This window comes from Candidatus Omnitrophota bacterium (genome assembly GCA_041649175.1).
Taxonomy (GTDB): Bacteria; Omnitrophota; Gorgyraeia; order Zapsychrales; family JBAZNR01; genus JBAZNR01.
Genome location: JBAZNR010000003.1, coordinates 178,960 through 193,350 on the forward strand (window position 1 = coordinate 178,960; position 14,391 = coordinate 193,350).

Sequence of the window (14,391 nt, forward strand, 5' to 3'; positions counted from 1 at the left end):
AAGAAAATCTTAACATCATGAAAACTCCTTCTAAGCTGTCGGATTCTTATGCCGTTATATTATGCGGCGGGCGGGGACTGCGCATGGGAACATTAACTCGCCATGTTCCAAAACCGTTGGTCTTAATAAACGGCAAACCGATCCTTTGGTATATATTTCGAGAGCTTTATAGTATAGGTTTTCGAAAATTTATTTTTCCTTTAGGGTATCTTGGGAATATGATTAAATCTTATGTCGATAGGAATTTCGCGCAACTTAATTGTGAGATCGTCCTTGTTGATACCGGAATTAATACCCCGATTGCGCGGCGTTTGGCGAAGATTGCTCGTTTTATTCCGGACGGAAAAGATTTTCTCTTGCTTAACGGCGATGCATTTTTTCGCTTTGATCTGAAAGAGATGTATAAAAAACATTCAAGAACAAAATCTTGGTTGACCTTGGCGTCGGCCGAGATCGTTTCAAATTACGGTCTTATTTATGAGAAAAATGGACGGGTTATTAATTTTGACCGTGATGCAAAAATTGATCGGTATGGTTTGTCCGGAAAGAAAAATAATTACGGTTTTATCTATTCCGGAATTGCTTTTTTGAATAAAAGAGCGTTGACCGCCACTAACCTTCGGCAGTGTGATTCGTTTGAAGAAAAGCTGTATCCATTATTGATCCGAAAAGGGAAAGCCACTCATTGGGCGGCGAAAGGCTTTTGGCATTCCGTAGATAGCCCCAAAGATATTCAGCAGGCGGAAAATATTGTTCGAAAATTTAAACTAACGACGTTACGGGAAATTAAATAATGACGCCTGATCTACTTAAGAGATATTCCTATCAAAATCGCTATGTCAGCGATGTTGATGAAGTCATAAGAAAAATCCTTAATAAAACGATTATCCCCCATCAACTTGAGATCCAGCCGGGCCGTCTTGGTGGGGATAAGCTTTGCTGGTTAAGCTGTCCTTATTGCTATGGAGGCACATCAAAGAATACCCAAGAGCGCTTAAGACCTGAAAGATATGTCGAGATCTTGCGCCAGGCGGCGCAGGGGCCGAACGGCGGCATCAATAAATTTATTTTTGCAGGGTATGCCACGGATCCTCTTAATTACGAGCATATCGATGACCTTTTGCAAACAGCGCGCGATAACAATGTTATTTTCGGTTTTCATACTAAGTCGATTAGGTTTTCTGACCGCTTTCTCGGGCTATTGACGGGATCAAATATCCAGAAACTAAGTTATTTCAGCATCAGCGTTGATGCGGGGAATCCAGAAAGTTACAATCGTACTCATGGAGTAGGGCATTCGAGTGGAGATATCTATCATAAGGTCTTAGAGAACATTCGCCGTGTTACAGCGGCGCGCAAACTGACAAATTGTCCGCTAGATGTCAGCGCAACATACTTGGTAACCCAATTTAATAATTCAACAGAGGAAGTTGTTTCGGCCATTAAAGATCTTACGGCGGCGGGGGTTGATATTATTCGCTTTACGTTTCCGCAAGTGCCGCGTGGACATGAAAAAGCGGACCAGGATGTTATGGTGCCCGGGCGACAAGAAATTCTTGATAGTTTTAAACGCCTAAAGCCGGTCATTGACAGCTTTACTTCGGATCAAGTGCAGGTCGTTATTTTGGATTTTGACGCGGACTATGGGATCGCGGAGCAGAGGCGCACGCATCCGTGTTTTGCCAGATTTGTTTTTCCGACCATAGGTTTTGACGGATATTTGGCGCATTGTTCGGAGTCGGCCGCTCCGCATTTTCGCGATATGAGCTTGGGCAATTTAGCTCAGCGTGATTTTTGGGACCTCTTTTATGATTATGATGTAAAGAATTTTAAGAAATACGTCGAATCCTTCTTTGTTAAGATGTGCAAGAATGATTGCCGTTGTGACCGAAAAGAACACGTTGTTAATAGCCTATTTAAGCAATCAGGAATCATTGAAAAAATCTGATCAATTACAGGTTGCGGTTTTAGGAGCGAGCGGTATCGGGCGGGCTCATGTTCGAGAATTTACAAGAGCCGGTGCTTTTGTTAAAGGCATTTTGGGACGCTCGCAAGAATCGGCCAGCCAAACCGCTGCCCGGCTTAACAAGGAATTTCGCCTGTCCCTTAAACCGTTTTGGAATATTGAGGAATTGCTTAACTGCGGCATTGACGCCGTTAGCATCGCGACACCGTGGGATATCCATTTCGAGCAGATCAGAAAGTCTCTGGATAAAGGTTTATTTGTTTTTTGTGAAAAACCTCTTTTTTGGAACAAGGCGGTCACGCCGGAAGGAATTAAAAAAGATTGCCGGTATCTTTTAGAAAATGCGCAAGAAAAACTAGCTCTTAATATCTGCAATATTGCTTACCTACAAGCCTATGAAAAACTTTATGGGCTTCCTCCAAAAATTGAGTCTTTTGAATTTTCTTATTTTGCTCAAGGGAAGCACAATGGCGATGAGATCGGCGTTGATCTTTTGCCTCATGGGATCTCGTTAATAAATTACCTCGCGCCTCGTGGGGTGCTCTCCTCATTAAAAAAAGAAATTACACAAAATGATTATCATTGTTGGTTCCAGTATACGGGCATCAAATGCCACTTTCATTTTAAGGAAGATCCAAAGGGGCCTAAAGAATTCAGTTTCAAGATAAATGGCTTAAAAACATCGAGATCCTTTGAGGTCCGGGATAATCAATATTGCCCATCGCTTATTCGGGACGATGAGTTAAGGCAAGAAAATCCAGTTGCAGATCCTTTTTTTGTTTTTATCAGCGACTTTGTTAATAAGATTAAAACAAAAGAGAAGTTTCTTTGTGACACGAAGGCAGCGGTTCAAAATATGCAGATGGTTTCAGATATTATTCTTGCTTAACAAAAGGCCAGCATGAATATTGTTCATATTTCTTCGAGTGTTTTTCGCATCCATGGCGCAAGCAAGTGGCTGTTGCTTTTTACGACAACCTTAGAAGAAAAAGGGCATAACAATACCATTGTTTGTCCAAGGTTTTGCATCCCTTTGCCATTTTGGTTTAAAGGGTCCATTCAGCCGCTTTTCAAATCTAAAACTAAGGTCAGAGAGAAATCCGGATTTGTTAAAATTTGTTCGATCTTTAGCCAAATAGCAACCATCATATTCTTGCCGATCATTATTCCTCGAAAAACGGATGTTATCGTTTTGCATTCCGAAGAGAGCCTTTTTGCGGCTGTATTATCCAAGATACTTTTCCCTAAGGCTAAGCTGATTTATTATTGTTATCAGATCCCAAGGGAGTTATATGACCTGCGTGATTGTACGAAAAAAACATATGGTATTTGGATGACGGTTTTTTCGCCTTTTATCGCTGTTTACAAGGTTTTACACAAAAGGTTGCCGCGCTTGGCCGATGGTGTTTTGGTCTGGAGCTCTCAGGAAATAATTTCCGCGCGTTCGTTATATGGCGACTTGCGTTTTTGCGTAGTGCCGGCCGGTGTCGATTATTTACGCTTTGAGATCACGGACGATGCAGCAAAAAAGGTTGAAGCATTCAGGAATCGTTTAAGCCTCGGAAAAAAGAAAATACTGCTTATGAACGCCTCCTTAACGAAAAAAAAGAATATCCCGGAATTTTTAGATCTTATCTACCGGTTGACCCATGAAAGACAGGAAATCCATGGCCTTATCATCGGTGAGGGGCCGGAATACGGGCAGCTCCAGGATACCGTTCGCCGCTTGGGCATTGAAAAAAGTGTAACGTTTTTGGGTTACGTCGCCCAGGAAGATCTGTCGACCTATTATTTTTTATGTGACATTTTATTTTTTATCGAGTTTAATCCACCGTGGACCATGTCGATCATAGAGGCCGCGGCCGCTAAAAAGCCGGTTATTGTTACTACCGGAGGCTCGATCCCAACTTTGGTGAAAGACAAGGAAACGGGATATGTTGTTCAGGATCTTGCGGATGATCTGTATCAACGTACGAAGTTCCTATTAGATGATCCCAGGCGGTGTCAAGAGATGGGAGAAAATAATTTTCAGCATTGTCGTCCGTTTTCGGCAGAGGAAAGCGTAAAAAATTTCTTAAAGATGCTTGAAAACCTCTAAGGTAACCCATATGAAACGTTATAGCTTAATTTTTTCGGGAATTGTTTTCTTCATTAGTTGCTTTTATCTTTATGAAAACCGGGATCAGTTTTTCTTATTCAGAAGCATAAATATTTTGAATATCCTTTGCCTGCTATTCCTGATCCTCGCATTTTTCTTTGTCACCGGATATACCTTTCGTCTTGTGGTAAATCTCTTAAATGTCGAATTAACTTTAGCGGAGACATTTGGGCTGTCCATCTTAACTAATTTTGGCAATTATTTAGGCCCGACCAGTCCCGGTTCAATTATTAAGGCCGTTTACTTGAAAGCGGTGAAAGGGCTAGAGTATTCGAAATTTACGTCTGTTTTCTTTGCGAGTGCTTTCTTGGGGGTCTTTATGACCGGGATTTTTGGGGTCATTTTATTTTTTTCTCTCAAGATCGCAGCAACAAAAGTTTCCATGATCCTTCTTGCGGTTTGTTGGGCATTCGTGATCGTGGCCATTGTTCCGTTTGTTTTACATATACCCCAAATTACTTCTCAACGGCGCATCGCGCAGATGTTGAAGCTGGCCCTTGAAGGGTTTGATGCCATTCGTAATCAGAAAATGGGCTTGATGCGCATTGGCATATCATATGTCGCGCAGTTTGCCCTAAGTGCTTTTATTTTTCAATCAGCATTTTATGCCTTGGGGATCTCGGTATCATATGAACAGGCACTGGCGGTCGGTGTCTATACGACAATCGTAAATTTCGTTAGCATCACGCCAAGCAACTTAGGCATTCAAGAAGCTATGATCGCGTTGATTTTTTCGGTTCTTGGGCAAAGTTTTTCTGTGGGGGTTATGGGCGCGGCGCTTATTCGGGTGGTACATTTGTTGATTACTTTTAGCTTAACGCCAATTTTCACATATCTTTTGTTTAAACGTAAAGGTCTTTCGCTGGCAGGGTTAGATAAAAAATAATGATAACTGCAGGATTTAAGAAAATATTCTTATTTTTTAAAGAGAATATCTGCATTCTTCTTCCCGTCGCAGTCTGGATTTTCATTTTTCGAGGATATTTTTTTGCCGAGCCCTCCATGACCCGTCATGGGATCGATTACTACCATATTATCAAACACTATATGGACAATCTTTCGCGCGGTGTTTTTCCGATGTGGGATCCGTTTTATTCATGGGGCAGGCTTGATAATATTGATCTGCGCTTTATTGGCGAATTTAATCCTTTTCTATGGGTCTATGCTGCTTTAAGCCATACAAGCTTATCACCCATGTCGTCTTTTGCCGTGTATTCGACATCGTATTATTTTCTGGGGTTGTTTGGGTTTTATCTCTTGGCTAAAAAATTTCTTGGCAGGGTAGATCTGGCGGTAATTTCTTTTACGCTTCTTTTGTTCTCCTCTTTAACGTTTACGATCTTCAACAATTATTGCATCCTGCTTCTTTTTGTTCCGTCGGTATGGTTTTTCTATTTCTTAGCGGTGTTTATGGGAAGCCCTGAAAAAAAGTATTTATTGGGCTTAACATTTTCGTTGATGATCGTCACTACGACATATATGCCGTTTTATTTTGTAACGATCTCTGCCGCCGTATTCCTTGTTTTTGTTTTGCTGTTTTTTCCTGAAATAAAGCGTCAGCTTCCTAAAGTTTCTGCTTTTCTAAGAAAGAACAAGGCATTATCGATTTTTTGCATCGCATCTATTTTGGCTTCTCTTATCCCGGGCTTACTTTGGTATTGGGAAGGTTTTAAGGGAGACCAAATTTTATCTTGGCGCCATGAAGGAGCCGGCGACGCGCATACGGCCAGTATGGATATTGACACGATCAATACAGGATCTATCATTGGCCCTGTTACGTTTAAGTGGTTATTTTCGGAACTTGCTTTTCCGGATCAAACTTTGTTTTACATGTCGGTGTTTATTTTTATTATCCTTCTGCTCTCAATGGTTAACTATTTAAATCGAAGATTGCTCGCGTTATTCATTTCGGGATTTATTGTGCTTCTTGTCATGTTGACGGACGCAACGCCGGCACACCGATTTCTATATGACCACATCTATTTCTTTAAGTTGTTTCGAAACATCTTTTATCTTCTCTATTTGTGTTTCCCAATTCTTATTTTGTTTTGCGTTGAGCAGCTGCGGATCTTTCTTGAACATGATCCCAGATCCACAAGAAAGAAAAATATTCTTCTTGGATTTATTACGCTCGTTCATTTATTTCTTATTGTGTTTTTATTTAGACAAGGCGATATTGTCATGGCTTCGTATGCGGCCGTTGTTTTAAGCTTCGTATTTTTCTTCGCGCATTTTTCCGGACTCTTTAAGGGAAGAAAAATCCTGCCTTGCTTTCTTTTGCTTGTTGTTGTCTTGATTCAGCCGGTGGAGGTATTTTCCCACTACATAAAAAACAAAAGCGGGGTTGTTGCATGGTTTCCGGTGGATCGTTTTTATCCAAAGTTTTCTTTTATTCGCCCGGCGCGTGAAAACGACAGTTATTTTAAAGGGCGAAGCCCGAAAGAGATGCAAGACGGATCCGGATTTGACGGCACTAAATACACGGGGTTGAGCTATCCATATGTACTGCAAAAAAATATCAAATATGATGTTTTTGAGAATTACGCGCGCAATAAGTTCATTGTTTATGATACGGTCGAGCATGTAGATACGAGTGATATTGATTTTAAACGCATGGAAGAGGTTTTTCGCGCTGAAAGAAACCTTGCGTTCATTTTTGATGATGTGAATGATTTTTCTGCGGCCGGCTTAAGCAAGCATCCGGCAGATCAATTTGAGAAGATTGCTCAAAATTCACCGCAACTGACGGTTTTGGACTTCGACCTCAACAAGATAAAATTTCGAACGAATTTCTCCGAAACCAAATTCTTGGTTTACAACGACAGCTTCCACAATGAGTGGAAGTGTTTTATGGATAACCAAAAGATAGATATCCATCGGGCGAATTTTGCTTTCAAAGGGATTTGGATCCCGGCAGGAGAGCATATCGTTTATTTTCATTTTGGAGTTGCGTGGCGATATTGGCTGAGCTATTTCTTGCTGGCATTTTACGCTCTGTTTTTTGTTTTTGTTATATATCTTTTCATCAAACAGGATCAAAAACAGTATGTTTAATTTTCTTAAGGACTTCTTGAAGAATGTGACGCATTCGATGCTTAAGATAGGAGGTTTTTCTTGGGCCTTGTATCTTGCCGCGTTTTTACTTTTGTCTGCGATCCTTGATCAGGGCAAGATCCAGGCAAGGCTTTTGAATTATTTTAAGGTTCCTATGGATTATTTATTGGATTTGTCCGCTGCCAAGGTTCTTCCTAATGAGTTTCAGCTGCGCGAACAAATTCGGTATTATGAGCGATTAGCGCAATATGCGCTTCATCAGCCCGAACCGCCGTATCTTTTAGGATTTTGTTATTACTATTTAGGCGATCATAAGAAATCTATTGAATTCTATAAAAAAGCGGTTGAAAAAGCTCCGCAATCGTTTTGGACATATTACAATCTGGGAGTTGTTTATTTTAAATCCGGGCAATTTGAGAAGGCTTTGTCTTCCTGGCGCAAGGCCAAGGCCGTTGACTTAAGAGAAACGCTGAGATTTGTATTTGCATCCGTATTTTTTGAGAAGAGATATTTTGGGTCAAAAGAAAACTTGATCCTAGCCGCGGAACTTAATCTTAAAGAAGCTTACGATCAATGCCAAGAAATATTGATGCTTTGCGACGCTCAAAATGGCTTGTCCTCATTAAGATTCTTAGAACGTGCTCGTGTTTTACAAAGAGATAAAAATTTTAATCCAAAAATCTTTTAATGATAATATGAACGTTGGAGGCGAAGCATGAAAACACAAAAAAATGATTATTTTTGTCACCCAACATCCTGCGTTGAAGAGGGCGCTACAATAGGGCAAGGGACAAAGATCTGGTTTTATTCGCATATTTTAAAAGGGGCGAAGATCGGGCAGCGCTGTCATTTGGGGCAAAACGTGGTGGTGCATCCGACGGCTGTGATCGGAAATGGCGTCAAGATCCAAAATAATGTTTCCGTGTACGATGCGGTAACACTGGAAGATGATGTCTTCTGCGGGCCGTCTTGCGTTTTTACAAATGTAATAAATCCCCGGTCTGCTATCTCGAGGAATTCCGCTGAATTCTTCAAGAAAACTTTAGTGAAAAAGGGGGCGACCATTGGCGCGAACGCGACCATTTTGTGCGGCATTACTATTGGCCGTTTTGCTTTTGTCGGAGCGGGGGCGGTGGTGACGAAAAGCGTTCCTGATTTTGGGCTTTTTTTCGGTAATCCGGCACGTTTAATGGGGTGGATGTGCGCTTGCGGCACAAAAATAAAGTTCTTGGCCGCGAAGGGAACTTGTGTAAGCTGTAAGGCCGTTTATAAAAAATCAGGGAAAGTGGTTGTTGCCGCTTTAAAGAAAAGTAAAATTCAAAATCAATGAAGATCCTGTCTTTAATATCGAAGACTTTTAGCCTTGAGAAAAAACCGGTTAAGTTTTTAGCGCTGGGAATTGCTCTTCTGATCGTTCTTGTTTTCGCGTATACCGGATTCTTAAAGGCATCAACACAAATTGATTATGCGCTTTTTAGCATTGATCAAACCTTTTCCTGGCGCAGCACGCCCGAAGGGATCTTGCGCACGGATGCGTTGGCGGATTACGACACCCTTCTTTTGTCCAAAGATTCTTGGAATGATTTTGATCTGTCGTTTTTGTTAATAAATCCGAAAGATTGCGGCGTGCTTTACAATTTTAAAGATGATAAAAACTTTCATTTTGTATATTTTAACAAAGCCCAGCAAAAGATATTTATCGGCCTTAATACCCAACAAAAGCCCTACCTTATTAAATCCTTTCCTTTTGATATTTCCTTAGTGCTACGCGTTAATTTAAAGGTGGATCAAAATACGGTCCATATCGCGATCAACGATAAGCCGTTATTCCAATTTAATATTCCGCAAGCGGAAGGAAAATTAGCTCTTGTTTTAAATGATGCCAAGCTTCCTAAAACCGCTTTTAGCCAGATCTCAATGAGCGGTCACACGCGTGACGGCAGGCACATTGTCCGTCGAGCAAGCCCGGAATATCTCTCAGGATCTCATCTTATTTCTTCATTCTTTCTTTTAGCGGCGATGCTGGCGTTCAGTGGTTATCTAGCCAAGGTCTTTGAATATTTGTCAAAGAATGCTCTAGCGCATCCAACTCAGAAAAACTCTTTTGGGATCCTTTGGGCGGTTTTTATCCATTTGCTAACTGCGACTTTTGTTTTTTGGCCGTTTCTTTTAAAGGGAAGTGTTTTGGTGTCTAGCGCCGACAATTTTGGAGAAATCTTTCCGCTATTCTTCTTATCAAAACATAACTTTATCGATATCTTAAGCGGGCAATCTTTGTCTTTGTGGAACCCATATACGCACAATGGAATGCCGTTTTTTTCCAGCCATTGGAATATGATCTATTATCCGCTGAATTGGGTCATTTTCCTATTTGACGATAAGAATGTTTTAACCGCGTTAACGGCGCGGACATTTTTAGAAGTTTTCTTGATCGGAATTTTTGCTTATCAATTCTTTCGCCGCGAACTAAGATCTCAGGGTTGGGCGCTTTTTTCTTCAGTGGTATACCAATTATGTTCTTTGTTGATCTTTACATTGACGGTTTTTCCGGCCATATCGCTGTATTTTGCCATGACTTTGTATCTTTATTTGATCTGGTCACTCAGTGAAAGGACAAAGATATGGAATTATCTTTGGGTAACCGTGTCTCTTATTTTGATCTTCACATCGGCCAACATGGCGTTTATTTTTTATGCCGGCATTTCGCTGGCGATCTTTACAGTGTATCGGCTGATAAGCCAGGAAGTAGGACAAAAAGCCAGGAATGAGAACTTTGTTTTAATTTTTGCCAGCGTGATCACGGCTATTTTAATTTCTGCGATTCGCCTGATCCCGTGCGCGCTGGGCATTTTAGCCAGCAATCGAATTGTGGATAATTTTTACACTCTCCACGATCGTTCGGCAATGCTGGTGAGACTTTTTGTTCCGGAAATTGCCGGATGGTTCGGGTCTCATTCTTTTAATGCCCTGACATCAAGGAATTTAAATCTGATCTTTGAACGCAGCGACTTACCGTCTAATTCTCAAAATATGTTTTTTGTTTATTTTGGGATCGTGGCGGCGCTATTGCTTGTGTGCAATTTATTTATAAAGGCCAAAAATCAGCATGGGTTTTGGAAACTTTATTCATTTTTGGCGGTCGCGGCAGCACTTTTATTCCAGCCGATCTGGGGGATTTTAAGCATTTTGCTTTTTCCTCTTAATCATTACAGCTATCACTTGATCATTCTTCCGGTGGGAATTTGCATGTTGGCGGGGTATACCGGACTTTATTTGGAACAAGGCAAATTTGATATCTTTAAAAATCTAAATCGGCTTACCGCTATCTTGCTTTTGTTGCAGGCTTTGCTCATCGTGATCCTTACGTATCTTTTTCCGTCGTTGACCGTGCTCTCTCGGATTATTTTCTTAAGTATGATCGGTTGGTATGTGATCTTACGTTTTCATGTTTCTAAAAATCAGCATGACCGTAATGCATTTCTAGTCAAAACTACTTTAGCGATGACTGTCTTTGCTTGGATAGCGATGTTCCTAACCGCAACGGCAATCTTTATCCGGCCCATTGATGAAAAAGAAGGCGCGGCAGCGTTTATTTTCATTCCGGCCTTGATCATTTTTGCGGTTATTGCGGCCGCATTTACGATCTATATGAATTTTATAAGGCGTAAGACCGTTTTTAACTTAACGAAAATGATCATTTGCTTCCTGGCAGGATTCATGATTATTTTTGCGATATTCCTGCGGCCTTTTCTTTTGAGCTTATTTAATTTGGATGCGCCGGTTTTAACTTATGGGCTTGATATCTTTTTGGGCCATTTACGGTTTTGGTTGATCGCCTTGATCTTTTTCTCGGCGGTGGTCTCTTTTTAAATTAGCTGGGTTTCGGCACGGCTTTTGATAGGGTTGTGTATTTTTGTCACGATCTTTGACCTGTTTTGCTTTAATGCCCGTTTTGACAATGTGGTCGCACCGACACCTCTCAAGGAAGCGTATTACAAAATACCTTTTCCATACCAAGACCTGGATGTGAAATTACGAAGCAGTATCGATATTGTTAATTATCGCTGTGACGCGATCCATACCGGCGGGATGCTTTCCAACAAAAATCTTATTTTTGGCGTTCCAAGCTACAGCGGAATTATCGGCTATATGCCTAAAAGATTCTCGGATCTGATCAATAATTTTGGCTATCCAAAAGGAACTGTGCTTATTTATCCCAGCGATGTTGCGCAGAGTGAACGTTTCCTTGATCTGTCGGCCGCCAAATATACGTTTAAAGACCTGGCATCCGCCCAAGTCCGCCCCAGCGCCTTATCCCGACTTATGCTGTTTTACAATTATTCGATTATTCCTGATGACCGCCGGACACTTGAAATATTAAAAGATGAAAAATTTAATCCACAAGCAGAAATTTTGCTGTCGCAACCTCTTCAGGAAAATTTTACAGCAAGTCCGGGTTTGCCAGGGAAGGCCGTTTTTATTAGTGCGGCAACTTCTGATGCGGTTGCCGCGAATGTCGAGACTCCTACGCCGGCTTTGCTATTGTTTTCTGAATCTTACTCAAACGGCTGGAAGGCGTATGTAGATGATAGGCCTGCTCCTGTCTACCGTGCGAATTTTAATTTTTTAGCTTGTCCCATTCCCTCAGGCGAACACAAAGTCATTTTTAGATTTGAACCGAAAAGCTTTTTTGTTTCCGCTTGGATCAGTTTGGCAGGGTTGGTGATGTTTTTTGCCGCATCCATTTATTTGATCTCGCGCAAAAATAAAAAAGAGAAAATTCTCTCCTAAATTTCATATGAAAGAATACTTAGTTGGAACCTGCGTTCTTAATGAAGGTGAAAAGATCAAGCGAATGCTTTCTAAGTGTGATCGGTACGATCTCTATGATGTTTTAGTGATCGACGACGGATCGACCGATGGCTCTCTTCTTGGCTTTGACAATCATTTATCCATTAAAATTATAAGAAATTCAATCAATCAAGGCGCGGGACATTGTGTTCGGCAAATTTTCAATTATGCCAAAGAAAACAAATATACGGCCGTGTTTTTTGTTTCCGGAAATGACAAAGATGATCCGCAGGATATTTTGAAACTAAAAGATGCCGTTGAACAAGGCTTTGACCTGGTGCAGGGCTCAAGGTATTTGTCAGGAGGCATTTCCGGAAAGATGCCTTTTTATAGAAAAATAGCAACTCGCCTTATTCATCCCGCCCTTTTTTCTCTGGTCTCCGGGCAAAGGATTACTGATTCAACAAATGGCTTTCGAGCTGTTAGGATCTCTATGCTTTTAGATAAGCGCATTGATCTTGACCAACCGTGGCTTAACCAGTATGAATTAGAGCCGTATCTTTTTTATAAAGCGATCAAGCTTGGTTATAAAGTAAAAGAAGTTCCGGTCAGCAAAATTTATCCCGACAAAAAAGAGGGGTACACCAAAATGAAGCCTTGGGTTGGATGGTGGAGCATCTTAAGACCCTTGGTGTATTTGGGGTTGGGAATTAAAAAATAGCTAGTGAGTGCGCTATCAAGAAGTTTTATTGAAGTGGTGCAAGATGTAGTTTTTTTCGTAGGAAGTCAAAAACTGGTGAACAGGAAAGTAGAATCCGCTTTGTCCATAGTATTCCGTCGCTTCAACGCCTGCCTTAATTAAGTTTTGTTTTCTAATAGAACCTCTGAAATTCTTTGTTGCCTTCATTAAGAAAACTCCCGGAATAATTTTCTCGCTTAACGGAAAATAGGGAACAATGCCTTGCTTTTTTAATTTCTCGGCAAAAAAATTCCAATTCGATCGGCGAATTTCATTCCAGCCGTAGCAATAAAGCAAAGAATTAATAAGCGTTGTTTTGATCAAAGCTTGGTCGTGAGCTGAAACTTCTTTGACAGCGCCAAGAGGTTTTTTGGAAGCCAAGATCCCGCCGAAGGGAATTGGGTAATATTTTGGGAGGCTATAAATGGCATAATCGCCGAATGTTCCCACGGATTCTCCCTCGAGCCTTGTTCCGATGGAATAAGCCCCGTCTTCAATAATAGGTAAACCTTCTTGACGATAAGGCTCGATAGTTTCTTGCGGGCAGGGAAAACCAAATTCATGAATGGCTAAAACAGCGCGGGTTTTTAAGCTCAGTTTCCTTGACCACTGACAGACCGATTCAATTGTTTTTGTAACGCAAGAACTGATGTAGGGCCCCGGTGTTGTTTTGACAATGAGAACTTCATCAGCAGGTTTAAGCCGAAGATGTTTTAAAGAAAAATAAATAGCCTGACGGCCGCTATTTAAAAGCCGGATATCGCGGGCATTGTCGAGCCAGAATTCCGGCTCTATGATCGCAGAACGGTTTTCGTGTCCTTGTTGGCCGGTAAGTTTATCCCACTCGATGGCGCTAAAAGGCGAAATGCGGATGTGAGCTGTCATGTGCGCCATAAGCTCGAAGGAATTAAGCATGGATCGATCGATCGATTTTCTTGTCGTTTTCATTTTACGTTTTTTCTAAGATAACATCATAACGGGAAATGTCGGTTAATTTCCCCGGAATATTTTGCGATAGAATATGGCAGCAATAACCTTTTTTCTGTCCGTATTTCTTAAAAAATGACGGCGGAAATGTCAGTTTTTTTAAATTGTGGTTTAAAAAAGAAGGCCACCATGATTTGCTTGACGGATTCTTCTTCAGTTCTTTTTGAAGTTTTTGTTTTAAAAGTGATTCAGGCAAGAGGACATCTCCAATGAAAACACGCCCTTTAGGCTTAATAGTACGCATAAATTGATTAAGAACTTTTTCTGCTTCTTTTTGGCCCGATAAATAATGAAAAACGCTGTAACATAAGATTTGGTCAAAAGCGTTCGCCGCAAAGGGAAGTGACGCGGCGTTACAAGCAAGAAAAATTCCTCGCGGATTTAGTTTGCGGGCGTCGAAGAGCATTGCAGGGGCAATGTCGGTGCCGATAACTTTTCGTAAGCGCTTTTGAAAAACTTTTGAAAAAAGTCCGGCCCCTGCGCCGACATCCAAGAGAACAGAATTTCTTGAGGGCTTCAGTTTCTTCCAAACATCCTCATGGATCGCTTTCATAACTCTTTTTGAAAGCGGTCTTCCTTGTTCATAATAAGCCATCTTCATGCGCGGGTCTTTGTAGTGTTGCGCGCAACGGTTGAACCATTCGCTCCAGGAAGACGCTTTAGATCTTTTAGATGATATTTTCATTGGTGAACGTT

The 14,391-nt window shown here is 41.1% G+C and carries 13 protein-coding genes; 11 read left to right on the forward strand and 2 right to left on the reverse strand.

Annotated elements, in window-relative coordinates; genetic code table 11:
- Window positions 1–17 precede the first annotated feature (17 nt).
- From WC676_07965 to WC676_08015, 11 genes are read left to right on the forward strand one after another with little or no spacing between them, the layout of a single operon-like run.
- Complete coding sequence (locus WC676_07965; protein ID MFA5060545.1) at window positions 18–794, forward strand: NDP-sugar synthase; 777 nt, start codon at window positions 18–20, stop codon at window positions 792–794.
- Window positions 794–1,948 carry a radical SAM protein gene (locus WC676_07970; GenBank protein ID MFA5060546.1) on the forward strand — a complete coding sequence of 385 codons (1,155 nt, stop codon included), beginning with the start codon at window positions 794–796 and terminating at the stop codon, window positions 1,946–1,948. Before WC676_07965 ends, WC676_07970 begins: the two co-directional genes overlap by 1 nt.
- Window positions 1,935–2,855 carry a Gfo/Idh/MocA family oxidoreductase gene (locus WC676_07975; GenBank protein ID MFA5060547.1) on the forward strand — a complete coding sequence of 307 codons (921 nt, stop codon included), beginning with the start codon at window positions 1,935–1,937 and terminating at the stop codon, window positions 2,853–2,855. The genes WC676_07970 and WC676_07975 overlap by 14 nt, the downstream gene beginning before the upstream one ends.
- 12 nt (window positions 2,856–2,867) lie before the next feature.
- Window positions 2,868–4,064, forward strand: a complete 1,197-nt coding sequence (locus WC676_07980; GenBank protein ID MFA5060548.1) for a glycosyltransferase family 4 protein — start codon at window positions 2,868–2,870, stop codon at window positions 4,062–4,064.
- A 10-nt stretch (window positions 4,065–4,074) separates the two neighbouring features.
- On the forward strand, window positions 4,075–5,010 hold the full coding sequence (locus WC676_07985; protein ID MFA5060549.1) for a lysylphosphatidylglycerol synthase transmembrane domain-containing protein: 936 nt from the start codon (window positions 4,075–4,077) through the stop codon (window positions 5,008–5,010).
- Window positions 5,010–7,178 carry a hypothetical protein gene (locus tag WC676_07990; GenBank protein MFA5060550.1) on the forward strand — a complete coding sequence of 723 codons (2,169 nt, stop codon included), beginning with the start codon at window positions 5,010–5,012 and terminating at the stop codon, window positions 7,176–7,178. Before WC676_07985 ends, WC676_07990 begins: the two co-directional genes overlap by 1 nt.
- Window positions 7,171–7,866 (forward strand): tetratricopeptide repeat protein, encoded by a 696-nt coding sequence (locus WC676_07995; GenBank protein ID MFA5060551.1) that lies wholly within the window; start codon window positions 7,171–7,173, stop codon window positions 7,864–7,866. Before WC676_07990 ends, WC676_07995 begins: the two co-directional genes overlap by 8 nt.
- Before the next feature lie 27 nt (window positions 7,867–7,893).
- The gene (locus WC676_08000) at window positions 7,894–8,508 is read left to right on the forward strand and encodes an acyltransferase (GenBank protein ID MFA5060552.1); all 615 of its coding nucleotides are present in this window, start codon (window positions 7,894–7,896) and stop codon (window positions 8,506–8,508) included.
- A complete protein-coding gene (locus WC676_08005) occupies window positions 8,505–11,048 on the forward strand; it encodes a hypothetical protein (protein ID MFA5060553.1) in 2,544 nt (847 codons plus the stop codon). Before WC676_08000 ends, WC676_08005 begins: the two co-directional genes overlap by 4 nt.
- Window positions 11,049–11,081: 33 nt before the next feature.
- Window positions 11,082–11,969 (forward strand): YfhO family protein, encoded by an 888-nt coding sequence (locus WC676_08010; GenBank protein ID MFA5060554.1) that lies wholly within the window; start codon window positions 11,082–11,084, stop codon window positions 11,967–11,969.
- 7 nt (window positions 11,970–11,976) lie between these two features.
- Window positions 11,977–12,690, forward strand: coding sequence for a glycosyltransferase family 2 protein (locus WC676_08015; protein MFA5060555.1), 714 nt, complete (start codon window positions 11,977–11,979; stop codon window positions 12,688–12,690).
- Between the two features lie 15 nt (window positions 12,691–12,705).
- Here WC676_08015 and WC676_08020 read toward each other — a convergent pair whose 3' ends face one another.
- Window positions 12,706–13,656, reverse strand: coding sequence for a DegT/DnrJ/EryC1/StrS family aminotransferase (locus WC676_08020; protein MFA5060556.1), 951 nt, complete (start codon window positions 13,654–13,656; stop codon window positions 12,706–12,708).
- Window position 13,657: 1 nt separating this feature from the next.
- Window positions 13,658–14,380, reverse strand: coding sequence for a class I SAM-dependent methyltransferase (locus tag WC676_08025; GenBank protein ID MFA5060557.1), 723 nt, complete (start codon window positions 14,378–14,380; stop codon window positions 13,658–13,660).
- Window positions 14,381–14,391: the final 11 nt, after the last annotated feature.

Bases quoted from the DNA above. Each gene is read 5' to 3' on its own strand.
- WC676_08020 (MFA5060556.1), bottom strand. From the start codon at position 13,656: ATGAAAACGACAAGAAAATCGATCGATCGATCCATGCTTAATTCCTTC.
- WC676_07970 (MFA5060546.1), top strand. From the start codon at position 794: ATGACGCCTGATCTACTTAAGAGATATTCCTATCAAAATCGCTATGTC.
- WC676_08005 (MFA5060553.1), top strand. From the start codon at position 8,505: ATGAAGATCCTGTCTTTAATATCGAAGACTTTTAGCCTTGAGAAAAAA.
- WC676_07985 (MFA5060549.1), top strand. From the start codon at position 4,075: ATGAAACGTTATAGCTTAATTTTTTCGGGAATTGTTTTCTTCATTAGT.
- WC676_07990 (MFA5060550.1), top strand. From the start codon at position 5,010: ATGATAACTGCAGGATTTAAGAAAATATTCTTATTTTTTAAAGAGAAT.
- WC676_07980 (MFA5060548.1), top strand. From the start codon at position 2,868: ATGAATATTGTTCATATTTCTTCGAGTGTTTTTCGCATCCATGGCGCA.
- WC676_08015 (MFA5060555.1), top strand. From the start codon at position 11,977: ATGAAAGAATACTTAGTTGGAACCTGCGTTCTTAATGAAGGTGAAAAG.
- WC676_07965 (MFA5060545.1), top strand. From the start codon at position 18: ATGAAAACTCCTTCTAAGCTGTCGGATTCTTATGCCGTTATATTATGC.
- WC676_07995 (MFA5060551.1), top strand. From the start codon at position 7,171: ATGTTTAATTTTCTTAAGGACTTCTTGAAGAATGTGACGCATTCGATG.
- WC676_08025 (MFA5060557.1), bottom strand. From the start codon at position 14,380: ATGAAAATATCATCTAAAAGATCTAAAGCGTCTTCCTGGAGCGAATGG.
- WC676_08000 (MFA5060552.1), top strand. From the start codon at position 7,894: ATGAAAACACAAAAAAATGATTATTTTTGTCACCCAACATCCTGCGTT.